This window comes from Saccharopolyspora antibiotica, assembly GCF_047200635.1.
Classification (GTDB): domain Bacteria; phylum Actinomycetota; class Actinomycetes; order Mycobacteriales; family Pseudonocardiaceae; genus Saccharopolyspora_C.
The window spans coordinates 1-19909 of record NZ_JBJZOI010000008.1; the positions used below are offsets into that span (position 1 = coordinate 1).

Annotated in this window: 17 protein-coding genes; 6 read left to right on the forward strand and 11 right to left on the reverse strand. The window is 72.6% G+C overall.

What is annotated here, in order from left to right; translation table 11 throughout:
• Nucleotides 1-137: 137 nt before the first annotated feature.
• From ACL03H_RS07915 to ACL03H_RS07925, 3 genes are all read left to right on the forward strand, one after another.
• The gene (locus ACL03H_RS07915; RefSeq protein WP_412810456.1) at nt 138-893 is read left to right on the forward strand and encodes a type 1 glutamine amidotransferase; all 756 of its coding nucleotides are present in this window, start codon (nt 138-140) and stop codon (nt 891-893) included.
• A gap of 53 nt (nt 894-946) precedes the next feature.
• Entirely contained in the window at nt 947-3958 is a 3012-nt protein-coding gene (locus tag ACL03H_RS07920; RefSeq protein WP_412810457.1) for a bifunctional [glutamine synthetase] adenylyltransferase/[glutamine synthetase]-adenylyl-L-tyrosine phosphorylase, read from the forward strand.
• 575 nt (nt 3959-4533) lie between these two features.
• The gene (locus ACL03H_RS07925) at nt 4534-5400 is read left to right on the forward strand and encodes an SMP-30/gluconolactonase/LRE family protein (protein WP_412810458.1); all 867 of its coding nucleotides are present in this window, start codon (nt 4534-4536) and stop codon (nt 5398-5400) included.
• Nucleotides 5401-5473: 73 nt separating this feature from the next.
• Here ACL03H_RS07925 and glnA read toward each other — a convergent pair whose 3' ends face one another.
• Entirely contained in the window at nt 5474-6898 is a 1425-nt protein-coding gene (gene glnA / locus ACL03H_RS07930; protein ID WP_412810459.1) for a type I glutamate--ammonia ligase, read from the reverse strand.
• Nucleotides 6899-7126: 228 nt separating this feature from the next.
• On the opposite strand from glnA, the gene ACL03H_RS07935 reads away from it, so the two are divergent.
• Complete coding sequence (locus ACL03H_RS07935; RefSeq protein WP_412810460.1) at nt 7127-7636, forward strand: RDD family protein; 510 nt, start codon at nt 7127-7129, stop codon at nt 7634-7636.
• A 184-nt stretch (nt 7637-7820) separates the two neighbouring features.
• On the opposite strand, the gene ACL03H_RS07940 is transcribed toward ACL03H_RS07935, so the two are convergent.
• The 4 genes from ACL03H_RS07940 to ACL03H_RS07955 all read right to left on the reverse strand — a co-directional run bounded on the left by ACL03H_RS07940 (nt 7821) and on the right by ACL03H_RS07955 (nt 11310).
• Entirely contained in the window at nt 7821-8546 is a 726-nt protein-coding gene (locus ACL03H_RS07940) for a DUF4191 domain-containing protein (RefSeq protein WP_412810461.1), read from the reverse strand.
• Between the two features lie 122 nt (nt 8547-8668).
• Nucleotides 8669-9670 (reverse strand): lipoyl synthase, encoded by a 1002-nt coding sequence (gene lipA / locus ACL03H_RS07945; RefSeq protein ID WP_412810462.1) that lies wholly within the window; start codon nt 9668-9670, stop codon nt 8669-8671.
• Between the two features lie 81 nt (nt 9671-9751).
• Nucleotides 9752-10687 carry an oxidoreductase gene (locus ACL03H_RS07950; protein ID WP_412810463.1) on the reverse strand — a complete coding sequence of 312 codons (936 nt, stop codon included), beginning with the start codon at nt 10685-10687 and terminating at the stop codon, nt 9752-9754.
• Nucleotides 10688-10794: 107 nt separating this feature from the next.
• The gene (locus ACL03H_RS07955) at nt 10795-11310 is read right to left on the reverse strand and encodes a hypothetical protein (protein ID WP_412810464.1); all 516 of its coding nucleotides are present in this window, start codon (nt 11308-11310) and stop codon (nt 10795-10797) included.
• A gap of 111 nt (nt 11311-11421) precedes the next feature.
• Here ACL03H_RS07955 and ACL03H_RS07960 point away from each other — a divergent pair, with 111 nt between their 5' ends.
• Nucleotides 11422-12045, forward strand: a complete 624-nt coding sequence (locus ACL03H_RS07960; RefSeq protein WP_412810465.1) for a TetR/AcrR family transcriptional regulator — start codon at nt 11422-11424, stop codon at nt 12043-12045.
• A gap of 10 nt (nt 12046-12055) precedes the next feature.
• A complete protein-coding gene (locus ACL03H_RS07965; protein ID WP_412810466.1) occupies nt 12056-13003 on the forward strand; it encodes an LLM class F420-dependent oxidoreductase in 948 nt (315 codons plus the stop codon).
• Between the two features lie 17 nt (nt 13004-13020).
• Here the strand turns inward: ACL03H_RS07965 and ACL03H_RS07970 are convergent, their stop codons facing one another.
• The 6 genes from ACL03H_RS07970 to lpdA form a co-directional block, all read right to left on the reverse strand.
• Nucleotides 13021-13488: an ArsR/SmtB family transcription factor gene (locus tag ACL03H_RS07970; RefSeq protein ID WP_412810467.1), complete on the reverse strand. Its 468-nt coding sequence runs from the start codon at nt 13486-13488 to the stop codon at nt 13021-13023.
• 14 nt (nt 13489-13502) lie between these two features.
• Nucleotides 13503-14642, reverse strand: a complete 1140-nt coding sequence (locus tag ACL03H_RS07975) for a serine hydrolase (protein ID WP_412810468.1) — start codon at nt 14640-14642, stop codon at nt 13503-13505.
• A 59-nt stretch (nt 14643-14701) separates the two neighbouring features.
• The gene (lipB, locus tag ACL03H_RS07980) at nt 14702-15448 is read right to left on the reverse strand and encodes a lipoyl(octanoyl) transferase LipB (protein WP_412810469.1); all 747 of its coding nucleotides are present in this window, start codon (nt 15446-15448) and stop codon (nt 14702-14704) included.
• 46 nt (nt 15449-15494) lie between these two features.
• The gene (locus ACL03H_RS07985; protein WP_412810470.1) at nt 15495-16382 is read right to left on the reverse strand and encodes a TIGR01777 family oxidoreductase; all 888 of its coding nucleotides are present in this window, start codon (nt 16380-16382) and stop codon (nt 15495-15497) included.
• A gap of 116 nt (nt 16383-16498) precedes the next feature.
• Nucleotides 16499-18229 (reverse strand): 2-oxoglutarate dehydrogenase, E2 component, dihydrolipoamide succinyltransferase, encoded by a 1731-nt coding sequence (sucB, locus tag ACL03H_RS07990; RefSeq protein WP_412810471.1) that lies wholly within the window; start codon nt 18227-18229, stop codon nt 16499-16501.
• A gap of 61 nt (nt 18230-18290) precedes the next feature.
• Nucleotides 18291-19661 carry a dihydrolipoyl dehydrogenase gene (gene lpdA, locus ACL03H_RS07995; RefSeq protein WP_412810472.1) on the reverse strand — a complete coding sequence of 457 codons (1371 nt, stop codon included), beginning with the start codon at nt 19659-19661 and terminating at the stop codon, nt 18291-18293.
• Nucleotides 19662-19909 lie beyond the last annotated feature (248 nt).

Below are 19909 nucleotides of genomic sequence, written 5' to 3' on the forward strand. Positions count from 1 at the left end.
CCCCTCTTGGGTCAGCCCCGGGCCACCGGGCCCCGTTGACCACACCCCCCGGGGCCAACCCGTGTCCGTTGACCACACCCCCGGGGCCTGGATCAGACCCCACGCGCCTGCCGAACCCCATCTCGTAGTCTGCGGGGATGGAGCGCGTGCGGATGCTGGTCGTGGAGCCGTGGGGCTCGGCCCCGGTCGCCCGGCTGGGCGAGTGGTTGAGCGAGGCGGGTGCGGACCTGGACGTGGTCCGACCCCCGGAGATCCCGGCGCCGTCGGCGCTGGAGGAGTGTTCGGCCCTGGTGGTCATGGGCGGCCGGATGGGGGCGCTCGACGACGCGGAGCACCCGTGGCTGGCGGCCGTGCGCGCGCTGCTCAGCGCGGCCGTGAGCAGGCAGCTGCCGACGCTGGGGATCTGCCTGGGCGCGCAGCTGCTTGCCGCGGCGACCGGGGGCCGGGTCGCGCCGATCAAGAAGGGGCCCGAGGTGGGGACCCTGCTGGTGGCGAAGCGGGACGTGGCCACCGAGGACCCCCTGCTGGGCCCGCTGCCGCTCACCCCGGACGTGCTGCAGTTCCACCACGACGAAGTCGTGCGGCTCCCGCCGAGCGCGCGGTTGCTCGCCTCGTCGCCGGCCTGCGAGAACCAGATCTTCCGAGTCGGCACCTGCGCTTACGGCCTGCAGGGCCACATCGAGACGACCCCGGACATCGTCCAGGACTGGGTGCGCACCGCGGCTCCCGAGACCGTGCGTGCGGCGCGACCGGGGCAGCTGGAGCCAGAGCACCTGGAGCGGTTTCATACCGAGCTGGCGGAGACCTGGCAGCCCGTGGCGGAGCGTTTCGTCCGATTGGCCGCGATCCCGCCGGAGCAGCGCCGGGGGACCAGGGCGCTGCCGATGGCGTGAGCGTGCCGGTGTTGCCTGTGGAGGGCTGAGGCCCTCGGACTACGGTGCGGGGTATGGGCAACGGCAACTCGTCGCGTTCGGGTTCGGCTCCGTCCCCTGCGCGGTACGGCTTCAGCGACGCCGTCCGGGCGGAAGAGCAGTTGCGGGCGGCAGGCTGGTGGTCGGACTCGGGTCCGACCGAGGAAGCGGCGATCTCGGCGTTGTCGCGGGCCCCTGACCCCGACCTGGCGCTGCTGTCGATCGACAGGCTGCGCGAGGCGGCAGGCGCTGAGTGGGAGCCGCTGAGCGAGGCGCTGGTCGCGGAGGACACCGTTCGCGGCGGCCTGTTCGGGGTGCTCGGGACGTCGAGCGCCTTCGCCGATCACCTGGTGGCGCACCCGGAGGACTGGCGCCGGCTTCGGCCGAGACCGGAGGGCTGGCCGGACGTGGCCGCGTTGACCGAGCGGCTGCTGGCCCCGGTCGGGGGCGAGGACGACGCGCTCACCGGGACCGAGGCGGTGAGCGCGCTGCGCGGCGCCTACCGCGGACTGCTGCTGGAGGTCGCGGCCGCGGACCTGGCACCGGTGGTGCAGCGGGACCTGCCCGCGGTGTCCTTCGAGGAGATCGCCGCGCGGCTGTCCGCGCTGGCCGTCGCCGCCTTGCGCGCGGCCCTGGTGGTGGCGGAGGCCGAGCTCTCCGGCCGGGAGGGCGAGCGCAGCGCGGACCGGCTCGCGATCATCGCGATGGGCAAGACCGGCGGCCAGGAGCTGAACTACGTCAGCGATGTCGACGTGGTGTTCGTGGCGGACTCCGAGGACGCGCTCCCCGGGACGACGAAGCTCGCGAGCATGATGATGCGGATCGCCGGCGCCGCGTTCTTCGAGGTGGACGCGGCGCTGCGGCCCGAGGGCAAGGCGGGGGCGCTGGTGCGCACCCTCGACGGGTACCGCAGCTACTACCGCCGGTGGGCGCGGACCTGGGAGTTCCAGGCGCTGCTGAAGGCGAGCCCCGTCGCCGGGAACCTCGAGCTCGGCCAGCGCTACGTGGATGAGGTCTCGCCGCAGGTGTGGACCGCCTCCGAGCGCGAGGACTTCGTCGCCGACGTGCGCTCGATGCGCCGCCGGGTGGAGGACCACGTGCCCGCCGAGGTCTCCGATAGGGAGCTGAAGCTGGGGCCCGGCGGGTTGCGCGACGTCGAGTTCGCGGTGCAGCTGCTCCAGATGGTGCACGGGCGCAGCGACGAGGGGCTGCGCAGCCCGGTGACGGTGGACGCGCTGCGGGCGTTGGGCGAGACGGGCTACGTGGCCCGCGCCGACGCCGCCGATCTCGTGGAGTCCTACCGGTTCCTGCGGACCCTGGAGCACCGGGTGCAGCTTCGCAGGCTGCGGCGCACGCATCTGCTGCCCGAGCTGGACGACGCCGAGGAGCTGCACGTGCTGGCGCGCTCCGCGGGGTTGCGCTCCGGTGGGCGGCGCAGCGCGGGGGAGGTCCTCGTCGCCGAGTACCGGAGGCACAGCAACCGCGTCCGCAGGTTGCACGAGAAGTTGTTCTACCGACCGCTGCTGGAGGCCGTCGCGAAGGTCCCGACCAACGCTCTCCGGCTCACCACGAGCGAGGCGGTGCAGCGGCTCGCGGCGCTCGGCTACGGCTCGCCGGAGGGGGCGTTGCGGCACATCGAGGCGCTGACCTCGGGTGTCTCCCGCCGGGCGCACATCCAGGGCGCGTTGCTGCCGATGCTGCTCGACCTGCTCGCGAACACCCCGGATCCGGACGGCGGGCTGCTGGCCTACCGGAAGGTCTCGGAAGCCCTGGCCGAGACGCCCTGGTACCTGCGGCTGCTGCGCGACGAAGGCGTCGTCGCGGAGCGGCTCGCCCAGCTGCTCGGGACCTCGAAGCTGGTTCCGGAGCTGCTGGTGCGTGCTCCGGAGGTGATGCGGTTGCTCTCGGACACCCCGGCGTTGGCCGAGCGGGATCCGAGGGAGGTCGCCGCGTCGCTGCGGAGCGCCGTGGCGCGGCACGCCGAGCCGAGCCGGGCCGTCTCGGCGGCCCGGTCGCTGCGGCGGCACGAGCTGCTGCGCATCGCCTGCGCCGATCTGCTGGGGCTGCTGCCGCCGGCCGAGGTGTTCCGCGCGCTGTCGAGCGTCTGGGCCGCGGTGCTGGAAGCCGCGCTGGACACCTCGCTCCGGGACGTGGCGGGGCGGCCGGAGTGGCAGACGGTGCCCGCGCGGATCGCCGTGATCGGCATGGGGCGCCTGGGCGGGGCGGAGCTCGGTTACGGGTCCGATGCGGACGTGATGTTCGTGTGCGAGGCGCTGCCGGAGGTGCCGGAAACGACCGCGGTCCGGTTCGCGACCTCGGTGGTCGAGCAGGTGCGCAGGCTGCTGGGCGCGCCCAGCCAGGACCCGCCGCTGGAGGTCGACATCGACCTGCGGCCGGAGGGGCGCAGCGGGCCGTTGGTGCGGACGGTGGACTCGTACCTGAGCTACTACCGCCGGTGGGGCGAGGCCTGGGAGGCGCAGGCCCTGCTTAGGGCGCACCCGGTGGCGGGTGACGCGGAGCTGGGCGCACGGTTCTGCTCGGCCATCGATCCCATCCGGTATCCGGAGGGTGGGCTGGACGACGCCCGGGTCCGGGAGATCCGGCGGATCAAGGCCCGGGTCGATTCGGAGCGGTTGCCGCGCGGCGCGGACCCGGCCACGCACACGAAGCTGGGGCGCGGTGGGCTCGCCGACGTGGAGTGGACCCTGCAACTGCTGCAGCTGCGGCACGGCTCTGAGCACGCCGCGCTGCGCGTCACCTCCACCCTGCGCGGGCTGGAGGAGGCCGTGCGGGTCGGAGTGCTCGACGAGCAGGACGCGGCGGAGCTCGGCGAGGCGTGGACGCTGGCGATGCGCGCCCGCAACGCGGTGATGCTGGTGCGCGGGAAGTCCGGCGACCAGCTGCCCAAGCAGGTCCGGGAGCTCACCGCCGTGGCCGCGGCGCTGGGCTACCCGGCGGAGGTCGACACCGGTGAGGTGCTGGACGACTACCTGCGGGTGACGCGGCGGGCTCGGGCCGTCGTGGAGCGGGTGTTCTACGAGGACTGAGCGCGGCCGAACCGGAGCGGCCGCGCGGGCCGGGTGCCCCTGCGCTGATCGGTGGCGTCCCGCGCGGCCGCCGGGCGCGGCGGGAGCGGCCGAACGGGGGAGCTGGCCAACTTTTCCGGAGCTGCGCGGTATCGATTTTGTCGAGATCTCGCGTATTTCCCGATTATTCTGAGAAGCGACCGAGTGCGGGTTGCCGCCGGCTGAGGTGCCGGGCCGGAAAACCGGACGGGACCGCGTTTCTGCACGTGCAAATGCACCGGCTCGTGAAATTGTCCCCCGGATGCGGGTCCGGGGCTGTGAGAATGTGCACGTGTGGGTGGTGGTGTTTCGTGTCGCAGTCGCTCCTGCCTGCGGAGAAGAAGATCCGCTGCGCTGGTGAAACCTAATCGGAGTCCGCGCGACCGTTCCCGCGAAAGTCCATTTCGGACGCTTCAAGAGCCTCGGTGGGACGCTCCGAATGTCGGTGGAACAGCCCATTCGGAGGTCTTCCCGGCGCTATCGTGACGGTAACCTTCTCGCACCGCGAACGGTGCGCGCACGACCGGCGTCCGGACGGGTCCGAATAGGAGAGCATGGTGTCCGAGGACTTTGAATTACTCGTCGATCGGCAGGCGCTGTGCGGTGCCGGGCCGTTGTGGATGTCGACGTTGAATTGCCTGTACTGGGTGGACCTGCTGCGCAGGGAACTGCACAGCTTCCACCGGGATTCCGGGGAGGACGAGGTTCACGTCCTGCCCGGTGTGGTCACGGCGCTGGGGGCGACCCGCAACGGACAACTCATCGCCGCGGCGGATCGCGGCTTCGCCCGGCTGTTCCCGGGACGGTCCGCCCTGGAACCCATCACCTCGGTGCAGGCCGGGGACCGGATGAGCGGCGGTGCGTGCGATCCGGCGGGCAGGTTCGTGGCGGGCACCCTGACGCACAGCCGGGAGGCCAAGCGCAGCGCGCTCTACGTGCTCGACGGCACCCGCGCCCGGGTGCTGGTGGACGGGCTGACGCTCGCGGGCGGCCTCGGCTGGAGCCCCGACGGCGGCACCCTCTACGTGATCGACTCCGTGCCCCGGGTGATCTGGGCGTTCGACTACGACGCCGAGCGCGGACGCGCGGCCCGGGGGAGGCGCTGGGTCGCGTGCGCGGAGTCCGAGGGGCACCCGGACGGCCTGGCCATGGACAACGAGGGCGGCGTGTGGGTGGCGATGCGCGGCAGCGGGCGCATCCACCGCTACAGCCCGGCGGGGGATCTGGAGACGGTGCTGTGGGCGCCGACGCGGCGCGTCACGGGTCTGATGTTCGGCGGGCGCCGACTCGACGAGATGTACGTGACCTCGGCCTGCTCCGGCTACGACGAGCGGGCGCTGGTCGGAGATCCGTACGCCGGCGCGCTGTTCCGGTTCCGCCCGGGTGCCACCGGCACTCCGATGGCGCCGTGGAACGGCACCTGAGGGCGCGGACGACGAAGCGGGCCGGCCGGGAGCAGCTCCCAGCCGGCCCGCTCAGCGCGCGGGTCCCGTTGGATCACACGTCGAAGTACAGGGCGAACTCGTGCGGGTGCGGCCGCAGCCGGACCGGGTCGATCTCGTTCTCGCGCTTGAGCTGGATCCAGGTCTCGATCAGGTCCGAGGTGAACACGCCGCCCTCGAGCAGGTAGTCGTGGTCCTCCTCCAGCCGGTCGATGACCTTCTCGAGGCTGTCCGGCACCTGCGGGACGTTCTTGGCCTCCTCGGGCGGCAGCTCGTAGAGGTCCTTGTCGATCGGCTCCGGCGGCTCGATCTTGTTCTTGATGCCGTCCAGGCCGGCCATCATCATCGCCGCGAACGCCAGGTACGGGTTGCCCGACGGGTCGGGGCAGCGGAACTCGACGCGCTTGGCCTTCGGGTTGCTGCCGGTGATCGGGATGCGCATGCAGGCGGAGCGGTTGCGCTGCGAGTACACCAGGTTCACCGGCGCCTCGTAGCCCGGCACCAGCCGGTGGTACGAGTTGATCGTCGGGTTGGTGAAGGCCAGCAGGCTCGGCGCGTGGTGCAGGATGCCGCCGATGTAGTACCGCGCCATGTCCGAGAGACCGCCGTAGCCGGACTCGTCGTAGAACAGCGGCGAGCCGTCCTTCCACAGCGACATGTGGCTGTGCATGCCGGAGCCGTTGTCACCGAACAGCGGCTTGGGCATGAAGGTCGCGGTGCGGCCGTCCTGCCAGGCGGTGTTCTTCACGATGTACTTGAACAGCTGCAGGTCGTCCGCCGCGTGCAGCATCGTGTTGAACTTGTAGTTGATCTCGGCCTGGCCCGCGGTGCCGACCTCGTGGTGGGCCCGCTCGATGGTGAAGCCGGAATTGCTCAGCTCGGTGACCATCTTGTCGCGCAGGTCGGCGAAGTGGTCGTAGGGCGAGACCGGGAAGTAGCCGCCCTTCATGCGGGTCTTGTAGCCGAGGTTGCCGCCCTCTTCCTCGCGACCGGTGTTCCACCAGCCCTCGACGGAGTCGACCTCCGCGAAGCTCTTGTTCGCCGCCTCGCCGAAGCGCACCGAGTCGAAGACGTAGAACTCGGCCTCGGCACCGAAGAACACGGTGTCGGCGATGCCGGACTCGGCCAGGTACTGCTCGGCCTTGCGCGCGATGTTGCGCGGGTCGCGGCTGTAGGGCTCCAGCGTGAACGGGTCGTGCACGAAGAAGTTGAGGATCAGCGTCTTCTCGGCGCGATAGGGGTCGATGCGCGCGGTGTACGGGTCGGGCAGCAGCAGCATGTCCGACTCGTGGATCGACTGGAACCCGCGGACCGAGGAGCCGTCGAAGGCGAGTCCTTCGGTGAAGGTGTCCTGGTCGAACGCCGTGGCGGGCACCGTGAAGTGCTGCATGACGCCCGGCAGGTCGCAGAACCGGACATCGATGAACTTCACGTCCTCGTCGGAGATGAAGCGCAAGACCTCGTCTGGATTCTTGAACACCCTCGATGGCTCCTTCGCGCACTGATTGACTGCTCACCGGGGTCGCGTGCTCCGAGCTCACCGGCTCGCCAGCCACGTTATGTCACGGGTGTTGCCCGGCCATCACCTCGATGTTTCGCCGACGTTAACGACCACCTGAACGGGTGAGGTCGGTTACGCAGGGCGGATCAGCCGCGCCCCGGGCCGCCGGTCGGTTTCGTCCCGTCGCGCGGTCGTACCCTGGGTGACGTGGGTGAGACGACGGATTCGCGGTCCGAGATGAGCGATCAGAGCAGCTCCGGCGAGGGCTCGCCTCAGGGTAGCGGGGAGCCGCAGGGACTCGGCGGCCTGTTCGGTCGCGGCACCGACCAGCGGTGGCGCGGCGAGCGGCTGGGCCTGCCGGAGAGCGGTCAGGGCTCGGTCGCCACCGGCGGGCGGCGGCTGCTCGGGTTCCTGGTGGACATCGTGCTGGCCGCGCTGGTGGCCGCCCTGTTCACGGCGCCGGAGCTGCCGGGGAACTGGAGCCTGCTGTCCTGGTTCTTGATCACCGTCGTACCGGTGGCGTTCTTCGGGTTCACGCCCGGGATGCTGCTCACCGGCATCTGGGTGGCGCGGGCGGACGGGGCCGGTGCGGTCGGGGTGTGGCGGGCCGTGGTGCGCTGCGCGCTGACCGGGCTCCTGGTCCCCGCGGTGATCCGCAACGGCGACGGTCGCTCCTGGCTCGACCGCCTCACGGGCACGGTCGTCGTCCGCCGCTGATGGCGCGGGCCTGCTCCGGGGTGGCGTGGCGGAGCCGCGGCTCCTCGCCGCCGGAGCAGTTCCGGCGGCCGACGCGTCGCGGCCCACGGTCCGCGCAGCCGTCCTCGCGGGGAGTTCGGCCGACCGGGGGCCCGAGGTGGTGCCGGCTCGGCGGGCATCCCGCTGAGCCGGCGCGGGTGCCGGCTCAGCGGCGGCGCATGGCCCGCTGGACGTTGCGCATCTTGGCGCCCTGCGGCATCGGCCCCTTCGGCATCGCGTTGCCGCGGCTGGCCAGGGCGGACAGGCGGTTCTCCAGGGAGTCGACCTGACCGGCGTTGATGTTGCGCGGAAGCTTCATCAGGTGCGTCTGCAGCTTGCTCAGCGGCACCTGGCCCTCCTCGCCGCCGATGAGGACCTCGTAGATCGGGGTCTCGCCGACGAGTCGGGCGACGCGCTTCTTCTCCTGGTTCATCAGCGACTTCACCCGGTGCGGGGAGCCCTCGCCGACGAGCACGATCCCGGGGCGGCCGATCACCCGGTGCACCGCGTCGAGCTGCGCGGTCCCGGCCACGGCCTGCGAGAGCCGCCAGTTGCCGCGCAGGTTCTCCAGCGCCCAGCCCGCGGCACCGGGCTGGCCGTCGGCCTTGCGGTACACGGTGGCCTGCACCCGGCGGCCGAACACGATCACGGCGCCGAGCACGCCGAGGGCGATCCCGACGGGCAGGAACGCCCAGTGCATGTTCCAGATCATGCCGATGAGGAACGCCGCGATCGACACCACCAGGACGGAGCCGATCATCAACGGCAGCAGCAGCTTGTCCTCGCGGCGCTGCATCTGGAACGCCTGGAAGATCTGCTTGACCCGGCCGCGGGTGGCCGCGCGCCGTTCTCTCTTCGCCGCCTTCTTGGCTGCCTTGTCCTGGTTGGCCATGCCCTCAGGATACGGCGGCGTTCCGCGCCGGTCCCCGGGGCCGTGCTCGTGCTCCCGGGAAGCAGCGCCGCCCGCCGCGCCGAGGGCGCGACGGGCGGTGAAAGCGCTGCTCAGCGAGCTGATCAGCGGGACAGCAGGCTGCTGGCCTCCTGAGCGGCGGGCTGCGCCTGCGCGAGGTGCGCGAGGTTCTCCGGCAGGGGCATGCCCCGGTGCTGGGTCGCCTTGGCGTAGAGGCGGCCCGCGCGGTAGCTGGAGCGCACCAGCGGTCCGGCCATCACTCCGGGGAAGCCGATCTCCTCGGCGACCCGCGTGTGCTCGACGAACTCCTCCGGGCGCACCCAGCGGTCGACCGGGTGGTGGCGCGGGCTGGGGCGCAGGTACTGCGTGATCGTGATGATGTCGCAACCCGCGTCGTGCAGGTCCTGCAGCGCCGGACGCACCTCTTCGGGGGTCTCGCCCATGCCGAGGATGAGGTTGGACTTGGTCACGAGACCGGCCGCGCGCGCTTCGGTGAGGACCTGGAGCGAGCGGTCGTAGCGGAACGCCGGGCGCATCCGCTTGAACACGCTCGGCACGGTCTCCAGGTTGTGCGCGAGCACCTCGGGCCGGGAACCGAAGACCTCGGCGAGCTGGTCGGGCTCGGCGTTGAAGTCGGGGATGAGCAGCTCGACGCCGGTCCCCGGGTTGAGGTCGTGGATCTGGCGCACCGTCTCCGCGTACAGCCACGCCCCGCCGTCGGGCAGGTCGTCGCGCGCGACGCCCGTGACGGTGGAGTAGCGCAGGCCCATCGCCTGCACCGACTCGGCGACCTTGCGCGGCTCGCTGGTGTCGAGCGCGGCGGGCTTGCCGGTGTCGATCTGGCAGAAGTCGCAGCGGCGGGTGCACTGGTCACCGCCGATGAGGAAGGTGGCTTCCCGGTCCTCCCAGCATTCGAAGATGTTGGGACAGCCCGCCTCCTCGCAGACGGTGTGCAGTCCCTCCCGGCGGACCAGACCCTTGAGCTCCTGGTACTCGGGTCCCATCCGAGCCCGGGTCTTGATCCACGATGGCTTCTTCTCGATGGGCGTCTGGCTGTTGCGCACTTCCAGACGCAACAACTTCCGCCCCTCTGGCGCCGCAGTCACGCGTTCAGGCTACGCCCCCGACCGCGCCGGGCCGACACCGCGACGGGGGTGAAGCGGTGATCCGTGCGCCACATCCGGTGTTCACGCCGGGTCGGCGGGCACTCCGGTGAGTTCGGCGGTCAGCTCCCACAGCCGCGCCGCGGTCTCGGCGTTCCCGGCCGCGGCGGAGGCCTTCGCGCGGGCGGGGTACCCGCTGATCTCCGCGAAACCGCCCGGACCGTAGTAGCTGCCGCTGGTGGCCTCGGGCGAGGTGGCGGCGTACAGCTGCGGCAGCGCGCCCCGCTCGGGGGACTGCGTGATCAGGCCGTTGAGGAATCGGGCGGCCCGGGTGACGGGCTCGGGGAGGGAGCGGGCGTGCAGCGAGTTCATCGGCAGCTCGGTGGCGCTCATCCCGGGGTGCGCGGCGATGCTGCGCAGGTCCAGGCCCGCGCGGCGGGCGCGGCGGTCGAGCTCGAAGCTGAACAGCAGGTTCGCCAGCTTCGACTGCGCGTAGGCGCGGGAGGGGGAGTAGCGGCGGCGGTGGAAGCTCAGGTCGGCGAGGTCCAGCGAACCGCCTCGGTGCCCGATGCTCGACAGCGTCACGACCCGGGCGCCGGGCCGGGTGCGCAGCGCGGGCATCAGCAGCCAGGTCAGCGCCGCGTGCCCGAGGTGGTTGGTGCCGATCTGCAGCTCGAAGCCGTCCGCGGTGGTGCCGCGCGGTGGGGCCATCACGCCGGCGTTGTTCATCAGCACGTCCAGCCGGTCCCCGGTGCGCTCGCGGACCAGCGCGGCGCCCGCGCGCACCGAGCTCAGATCGGCGAGGTCGAGTTCGACGAGCTCCGGTTCGACGGCGGCATCGGCGGCGACCTGGCGCTGCGCCGCGCGGCCGCGCTCGGGGTTGCGGCAGGCCATCAGCACCCGGGCGCCGCGGGCGGCGAGCACGTGCGCGCTGCGCAGGCCGAGCCCGGAGTTCGCGCCGGTGATGAGCACGGTGCGGCCGTGCTGGTCGGGTACGTCGGAGGTCTTCCAGTTCGCCATGCGCACACCCTTACCCGTGATGGCGGCCGCGGGGAAGGCCGGGTGGGTGACCCGTCCCGGCCGGTGCGATGCCCGCGACCGCTCGGAGCCGGTCGTCGGGCCGTGCGTCAGAAGCTGGGCATGAGCCTGCGCAGCTGGTGCAGCGGGTTGCGGCGGCGCCGGGTCTCGGTCGGCGGCGCGGTGTCGAGCAGCCGCAGGAAGGCGCTGCCGATGCGGTCGAGCTCGGCTGCCGGTTCGTCGGCCTCGGCGAGCCCGGCGGAGACGGCGACCACGCCGCGTTCCCGGCGCACCAGCCCGGCGATGGCGGGGTCCGCGGCGTGGGCGTCGAGGACCTGGCGCAGCACCGGATTGGCCTCGACGGCCCGCCGCCAGGCGGCGCCGACCGCCTCGACGCGGTCGCCGCGCGGATCGGCGTCGGCGTCCTCCGCGGCGACGTCGATGCGACCGAGGAGACCGCGGTTCCACTTGTGCTGGAGCGCGCGCAGCAGCTCGGCGCGGTCGGCGAAGACCTCGGCCGCGGCGGGCACCAGCTCGGGGCGCAGCGGGGCGGCGGGATCGGCGGCGGCGTGGTCGAGGACGGCCCGGATGGCGTGCTGCCGCCGGTGGAAGTCGTTCCAGGTCATGATTCCTCCAGGCTGGACGGTTGCGTACCAGAGGTCTGCGGCATACCGGGAGTATGTATCCCCGACGGTACCAACGCGGGCATACCGCAGGTATGTCCTATGGTTGTGAGTATGGCTACAGCGCGGCCCCGGCGGGTGGAGCACACCGAGCGCACCAGGCAGGCCCTGGTGACCTCGGCGGTCGCCCTGTTCACGAAGAAGGGGTACGCGGGGACCTCGCTCGACGAGATCGCCAAGCGGGCCCGGGTCACGAAGGGCGCGCTCTACCACCACTTCAACGGCAAGCAGGCGCTGTTCGAGGCGGCCTTCGAGGAGGTCGAGTCGCAGGTGGTGCGGCGGCTGTCCGCCGCGCTGCGCGGCGCGGGCGGCGTCTGGGAGACCGTGCGCGCGGGGCTCGGCGAGTTCCTCCAGGTCTGCCTGGAGCCCTCCTACCAGCGGATCGTGGTGCACGAGGCGCCGGCGGTGATGGGCTGGGAGCGCTGGCGGGAGGCCGAGGAGCGCTTCACCTTCGGCGTGATCCGGCAGGCGGTCGCGGCGCTGGTCGAGGCGGGTGAGTTCATCCCGCTGCCGACCGAGGCCCTGTCTCGGGTCGTGTACGGCGCGCTGTCCGCGGGCGCCACGACCATCGCGGGCTCCGCCGAGCAGAAGAAGACCAGCGCGGAGGTCGGGCAGGTCATCGACGCCGTGATGCAGGGCCTGCGAGCGGTGCGAGCGTCCCCGGCGGGCGCCGATTAGCCTCGGTCCCGTGACCGAGCCATTCAAACTCCGCATCTTCACCGAGCCCCAGCAAGGGGCCAGCTACGACGACCTGCTCCGGGTGGCGCTGGCCACCGAGGCCGCGGGCTACGACGCCTTCTTCCGCTCCGACCACTACCTGAAGATGGGGTCGGTGTCCGGCGAGCCCGGACCGACCGACGCCTGGGTGACCCTCGCCGGACTGGCGCGGGAGACCTCGCGGGTGCGGCTGGGCACGCTGATGACGGCGGGAACCTTCCGCTACCCCGGGCCGCTGGCCATCGCGGCCGCGCAGGTCGACCAGATGTCCGGCGGTCGGCTGGAGTTCGGCCTCGGCAGCGGGTGGTACGAGCAGGAGCACACCGCCTACGGCCTGCCGTTCCCGGCGCTGAAGGAGCGGTTCGACCGCTACGCGGAGCAGCTGGAGATCATCACCGGGTTGTGGGCCACCCCGGCGGGGGAGACCTTCGACTTCCAGGGCGAGCACTACCAGCTCACCGACTCCCCGGCGCTGCCGAAGCCCGCGCAGCGCCCGCGTCCGCCGGTGCTCATCGGTGGTGCGGGCAAGAAGCGCACGCCGGAGCTCGCGGCGCGCTTCGCCGACGAGTTCAACATGCCGTTCGTCGACCTCGACACCGCGGCCGCGCAGTACGAGCGGGTCGCGGCGGCCTGCTCGGCGATCGGCCGGGACTCCGGGGAGATCGTGCGGTCGGCGGCCCTGGTGCTGTGCGCCGGCCGGGACGAGGCGGAGCTCGCCCGCCGGGCCGGGGCGATCGGCCGCGAGGTCGACGAGCTGCGCGAGAACGGTCTCGCCGGTACCCCGGCGGAGCTCGTGGACAAGATCGGCACCTGGCGGGAGCGCACCGGCATCACCCGGCTCTACCTGCAGCTGCTCGACCTCTCCGATCTCGACCACCTCGAACTGGTCGCCTCCGAGGTCGCCCCGCAGCTGGCCTGAGCCAAGCCCGGGCGCGCTCAGCGCCGCAGCTGGCCGGCGATGTCGGAGGCCGCGGTGAGCAGGACGAGCGCGGGCACGGTCGCCGCCGGGCGCAACCGGTAGGACCCGCGCTTGTCCTGCTCGACCAGGCCGCAGCCGGTGAGGCTCTTGAGGTGGTGGTAGAGCTGCCCGGTGGAGCCGATCTCGGCGGCCTCCTGCAGTTCCGCCGCGCTGGCCCGGCCCACCTCGGCCAGCCTGCGCACCACCGCCGCCCGCAGCGGGTGCCCGAGTGCGGCGAGCACCTCGGTGCGCGGGGTGTCCGGCAGGTCCAGCACCTGCGCGGGGTCCGCGCGGATGTTCCACTCCAGCTGGACCGGTTCGTTCAGGGTGCCCGCGTACTCGACCACGCCGCCGCTCGGTTCCCGGTCGGCGGTGGGGCGTCCTTCCAGCGCGGCGACCCGGCGTTCCAGTTCTTCCAGCCGCGCGTGCACGTCGTGGGAGCTCACCGTGCGAGCTTGCCCTACTCGCGCAGCGCGGCCCGCAGCTGGTCCCGCCAAGCGGGCTCCAGGATCGCCTTGAGCAGCGGCAGGCTCGGATCGCCGGTGCCGAGCTGGTCGGCGGAGATCTCCCCGTGCGCCAGCAGCGAACCGGCCGCGATCCGTCCGTCGGCGAGGCGCGCGGAGACACCGGCGGTGAGCACCCCGGGCAGGCTGCCGCCCTTGTAGCCGAGTCCGAGCAGGCCTTCGGGGAGGTTCCCGGCGGCCCGGTGCTCCAGGACGCCGCGCGCGATCTCGGCGGCGCGCGGTGAGGGGTAAGTGCCCTCGCTCAGGGAGCGGTGCAGGGCGGCCAGCTGCTCGGGGCTGCTCGCGGCGGTGTCCGCGGACCAGGCCAGCTGCGCGGCGTAGGTCGGCAGCGGCTGGGTCAGCAGCCTGGTGCGCACCTGGTCGCGGAAGGCCTGCTCGTCGCGGTGGCGGCGCTCCAGCGCGAAGCCGAGCTCGACGCGCCGGTCGAGCGGGGCGTCGGGGGTGGGCGCCTCCTCCGGCAGCAGCAGGAACAGGTACTCCGCGCACAGCGAGCGCACGTCGGCGCCGTCCCAGCCCCCGGCCCGCGCCGCTTCGCGCACGGCCTCGACACCGAGGCGATCGCGCAGCAGGTCGGGTACGGCGCTGTCGCTGTGCGCGATCATCGCGGTCGCCAGCTGCTCCAGGGTGACGCGGTGTTCCGGATCGGCGGCGTAGAGGCCGGTGGCGTCGGTGGGGATGCCGAGCTCCTGCAGCGTCGCCAGGTGCGCGCCGCCGTCGACGGGGACGTAGTAGCGCTCCCAGTCGCCGACCCGGACCTGCTCGGCCGGGTCGAGCCGTCCCTCGGCGACGGCGGTCGCGTAGGCGGCGAGGTGCGCGGCCTTCACCGCGGAGGCCAGCGGCTGCGCGGTCTCCGCGCGGTGCGCGAGGCGCAGTCCGGCGGAATCGGTGAGCACGAGGGCGAGCTGGTCGCGGTGCCCGGCGATCCAGGTGAGCCAGCCCTCGGCGGTGCCCAGGTCCGGTTCGGCGCGCGCCGGCGCCGCGTTCAGCGCGGTCGCGGGACCGCACGCGCTCAGCAGCGGGGTGGTGGCGACGGCGGCGGCGAGTCCGGTCAGCAGGGTTCGGCGGGCCAGCGGCACGAGATCACTCCTCTAGTAGTCCGTAATTACGGAATACTAGAGGAGTGGAGCCAGCGTGGTCAGCGGAGGGTCGGATCCAGTGCCAGCGTGACGCCTGCGGCGGCCGGTTCCACCCGCGCGATGTCGCACTCGGTCACCGGCAGCACGCCCGCCACCGCGTCCAGCACGTCCTGGCGCACCCAGGGCAGCGCCTCCTCGACCGGGACGTCCCGGCCGAGCTCCGTCGACAGCGAGGTGACGCCCGCGTCCCGGATGCCGCAGGGCACGATCCGGTCGAACTGCCCCATGTCCGGATCGCAGTTGAGCTCCAGCCCGTGCATGGTCACGCCGCGCTGCACCCGGATCCCGATCGCGGCGATCTTGCGCTCCGGCTTGCCCTCGCCGGCGGCCAGCCAGACCCCGCTGCGGCCCTCGACCCGGCCGGTCTCCAGGCCGAACCGCGCGCAGGTCCGGATCAGCGCCTGCTCCAGGCGTCGCACGTAGTCCACGACGTCGATCGGGTCGGCCAGCCCGAGGATCGGGTACCCCACGATCTGTCCCGGACCGTGCCAGGTGATCTTCCCGCCGCGGTCCACGTCGATGACCGGGGTGCCGTCCTGCGGGCGGTCCTCCGGCTGGGTGCGCTTGCCCGCGGTGTAGACCGAGGGGTGCTCCAGCAGCAGCAGGGTGTCCGGGCCGGTCTCGTCCGCGCGGGCGGTGGCCAGCTCCCGCTGCAGGTCCCAGGCGTCCAGGTACTCGATTCGTCCCAGCTCGCGCACGTCGACCGGATCGGTCGAGGCGCGGCATGACTTCTCCGCACGACTCACCGGGTCAGGCTACGCCCGGGGCCCCGGGCGCGGACGGCGCCCGGGCTCAGCCGAGCGCAGCGCTCAGGGCGGCCTGCAGGGCCGGGTGCGCGAAGGAGTAGCCGTGCTCGTCGAGCTTCTCGGGAACCGCGCGCTGGCCCGCCAGCAACGCCTCGTCGGCCGCCTGGCCCAGCGCCGCCCGCAGCGCGAACTCCGGCACCGCCCACGGCGCCGGACGGCCCAGCGCGGCGGCCAGCTCGCGGGTGAACTCGGCGTTCGTCACCGGTGCGGGGCCCGTCAGGTTCACCGGGCCGGAGATGTCCGGTTGCTCCACCAGGAACCGCAGCGCGCCCACCGCGTCGTCCAGCGAGATCCAGGGCATGTACTGCGAGCCGTCTCCGAGCCGCCCGCCCAGCATCAGCGAGAACAGCGGCTTGAGCGAGCCGAGCAACCCTCCCGAGGGCGCGAGGACCAGGCCGGTGCGCGAGCGCACCACCCGGGCGCCCGCGTCGACCGCCGGGCTGGTCGCCGCCTCCCACTGGCGGCACAGGTCCGCGAGGAAACCGGAGCCCGCCGGCGCGGACTCCGTGACCGTCCGGTCCCCGGTGTCGCCGTAGTAGCCCACCGCGGAGCCGTTGACCAGGACCGGAACGCCGCGCCGGGCCACCTCCTCGGCCAGCAGCGCCGTGGGCCGCACCCGGGAGGCCACCAGCAGCTCCTTGCGCTCGGTGCTCCAGCGGCGATCCGCCAGGCCCGCGCCGCACAGGTTCACCACCGCGTCCGCCCCCGCCAGCGCGTCCTCGTCGAGCTCACCGGCGGTGGGGTCCCAGCCGTGCTCGTCGGGCGCCTCCGGGCGCCGCCGCACGAGCCGCCGCACCTCGTGCTCGCCCTGCCGCAGGGAGGCGATGAGACTCGTGCCGATCAATCCGGATGAACCGGCCACAACCACGCGCATCCCCCGATCGTCCCGCACCGATGTTCCGGGCGCGAGGCCCGGGGCTCGCGCGCATCACCCCGGGAACGGCGGAGGGCCGCTCACCCGCAGGTGAGCGGCCCCCCGGACCGAGCGGATCAGAGACCGAGATCGGCCTCGAACGCACCCTCCTCCAAGCGCTGCTTGAGCGTGGTGAGGAAGCGGGCCGCGTCGGCGCCGTCGACGAGCCGGTGGTCGTAGGACAGCGCCAGGTAGACCATCGAGCGGATCGCGATCGTGTCGCCGCCGTTGTCGTCGGAGACCACGACCGGGCGCTTCACGACGGTCCCGGTGCCGAGCATCCCCACCTGCGGCGGGTTCAGGATCGGGGTGTCGAACAGCGCGCCGCGGCTGCCCGTGTTGGTGATCGTGAACGTCCCGCCGGAGAGCTCGTCGGGCTTGAGCTTGTTGTTCCGGGTCCGCTCGGCCACGCCGGAGATCTTGCGGGCCAGGCCGCCGAGGTTGAGGTCCCCGGCGTTGTGCACCACCGGCGACACCAGACCGCGCGGGGTGTCCACGGCGATCGAGAGGTGCTCGGCCGCGTGGTAGGTGATCTCCTTGGTCTCCTCGTTGACCGAGGCGTTCACCTTCGGGTGCAGCTTGAGGGCCTCGGCCGCCGCCTTCGCGAAGAAGGGCAGGAAGGACAGCTTCACGCCCTCCGCGGCCTCGAAGGAGGACTTCGCCTGCTGCCGCAACTTGGCGATGCGGGTGACGTCGACCTCGATCACCGTGGTCAGCTGGGCCGCGGTCTGCAGCGACTCGACCATGCGGGAGGCCAGCAGCTGCCGGAGGCGGGACATCTTCTGCGTGGTGCCGCGCAGTGCCTGGGCCTCGTCGGAGGGCTCGACCTGCGTCGCCGGGGACTGCGCCGCCGCCGGGGCCTGCGGGGCCTGCGCCGGCTTCGCCTGGGCGGCGTCGACCGCGGCCTGCACGTCCTGCTTGCGGATCCGGCCACCGACCCCGCTGCCCTTGATGGTGGACAGGTCGATGCCGTGCTGGTTGGCGAGCTTGCGCACCAGCGGCGTCACGTAGGGCGTGCTGCCCGACGGGGCGGCCGACTGCGCCGGAGCCGCCGAGGGGGCGGGCTGGGTCGCGGCCCGCTCCGGAGCCGGGGCGGGCTCCGAGGCGGCGGGAGCGGCCGGGGCCGGAGCGGGCTCCGGCCGCGCGGGCTCCGCGGGGGTGGGCTCCACGGGAGCGGACTGGGCCGGGGCCGCGCCCTGCGCGCCGATCACGGCCAGCTTCCCGCCGACCTCCACGGTGTCGTCCTCACCAGCGGCGATCTCCAGCAGCGTGCCCGCGACCGGGGACGGGATCTCGGTGTCGACCTTGTCGGTGGAGACCTCCAGCAGGGGTTCGTCGACCTCGACGGTGTCGCCGACCTGCTTGAGCCACCGGGTGACCGTCCCCTCGCTGACGCTCTCGCCCAGCGCGGGCATCGGCACGTCGGTGCCCTCCGCCGAGCCGCCGCCGGAAGCCGGGGTGGCCGGAGCCGCCGCCTGCTCGGGCTGCTCGGTCGCGGCGGGTTCCGGTTCCGGCTCGGCGGCGGGAGCGGACTCGGCGGGAGCCGAGGCGGCGGGCTCGGTGCCCTCCGCGCTGTCGCCGATGACGGCGAGCTCGCCGCCGATCTCCACCGTGTCGTCCTCCTCCGCGACGATGCGCTGCAGCACACCGGCTGCCGGGGACGGGATCTCGGTGTCGACCTTGTCGGTGGAGACCTCCAGCAGGGGTTCGTCGACCTCGACGGTGTCGCCGACCTGCTTGAGCCACCGGGTGATCGTGCCCTCGCTGACGCTTTCGCCTAGCGCTGGCATCTGGACGGAGAAGGACATCGCTCGCGGACTCCTCGTGCGGTGTGGCGGGGTGCTGTGCTGGTGCGGGGTGCGGACCGGGTCAGCCGTGGACGTGCAGCGGCTTGCCCGCCAGGGCGAGGTGCGCCTCGCCGAGGGCCTCGGTCTGCGTGGGGTGGGCGTGCACCAGCGGTGCCACGTCCTCGGGCAGCGCCTCCCAGTTGTAGATCAGCTGGGCTTCGCCGATGAGCTCGCCGACCCGGTCGCCGACCAGGTGCAGGCCGAGCACCGGCCCGTCGGTGGCGCGGATCAGCTTCACCGCGCCCGCCGTCTTGAGGATCTGGCTCTTGCCGTTGCCCGCCAGGTCGTAGGTGAAGGTCTCCACCGAGCCGTACTGCTCCTTGGCCGCGCTCTCGGTGAGACCGACCGAGGCGACCTCGGGGTGGCTGTAGGTGACCCGCGGGATGCCCGCCTCGTCGATGACCTGCGGGTTCTGCCCGGCGATCTCCTCGGCGACGAACACGCCCTGCTGGAAACCGCGGTGCGCCAGCTGCAGGCCCGGCACGATGTCGCCGACGGCGTAGACGCCGTCCAGGCTGGTCCGCAGCCGCTCGTCGGTGACGACGAAACCGCGCTCCAGGGTGATGCCCGCTTCCTCGTAACCGTGGCCCGCGGTGTTCGGGCCGCGGCCGACGGCCACCAGCAGCAGGTCGGCGTCGAGCTGGTCGCCGCTCTCCAGGCTGACCGAGACGCCGGAGTCGGTCTGCGAGACGCCGGTGAACTTCACGCCGGTCTTGAACTTGATGCCGCGCTTGCGGAACGCGCGCTCCAGCTGCTTGGAGGCGAACTCGTCCTCGTTGGGCACCAGGTGCGGCAGGGCCTCGACGATGGTGACCTCGGCGCCGAAGGAGCGCCACACGCTCGCGAACTCCACGCCGATCACGCCGCCGCCGAGCACCACGACCTTCTCCGGGACGAAGTCCAGGTTCAGCGCCTGCTCGCTGGCGACGACGCGGCCGCCCAGCTCCAGGCCCGGCAGCGACTTGGAGTACGAACCGGTGGCCAGCACCACGTTCTTGCCGGTGTAGCGGGTGCCGTCGACCTCGACGGTGTTCTTGTCGACGAGCGTGCCCGCGCCGTCGACCAGCGTCACCTTGTGCGCCTTGGCCAGGCCCTGCAAGCCCTTGTAGAGCTTGCTGACGACACCGTCCTTGTAGGAGTTCACCCCCGCGATGTCGATGCCCTCCAGGGAGGTCTTGACCCCGAACTGCTCGCCGTCGCGCGCCGAGTCGGCGACCTCACCGGCGTGCAGCAGCGCCTTGGTCGGAATGCACCCGCGGTGCAGACAAGTCCCCCCGAGCTTGTCCTTTTCGATGAGGACGACGGACAGGCCCAGCTCAGCCGCGCGGAAAGCGCAGGCGTAGCCGCCCGAACCGCCGCCGAGAATGACCAGATCGGCGGACGTGTCGGTCACTTCGCACTCCTCGACAGCCATCGTTGACTCGCTGAGGTGCCGCCGTCCCGGCTGTCGCGCGAGGCACGGAACACCTGGCAGCCATCTTGTCACCACCCGAAGGGACGACGCGATGTGGGCTCGCTCTGAGCCCGAGAACGTGCCGCAGAACACTGAATCGTTTTCTCCGATTCTCAGCCGGATCACAGCCGCGCGGTGGCATCATCGCGGCGGACGCCCCCGATTTCGGCCGGGGGCCCGAGTGCGGT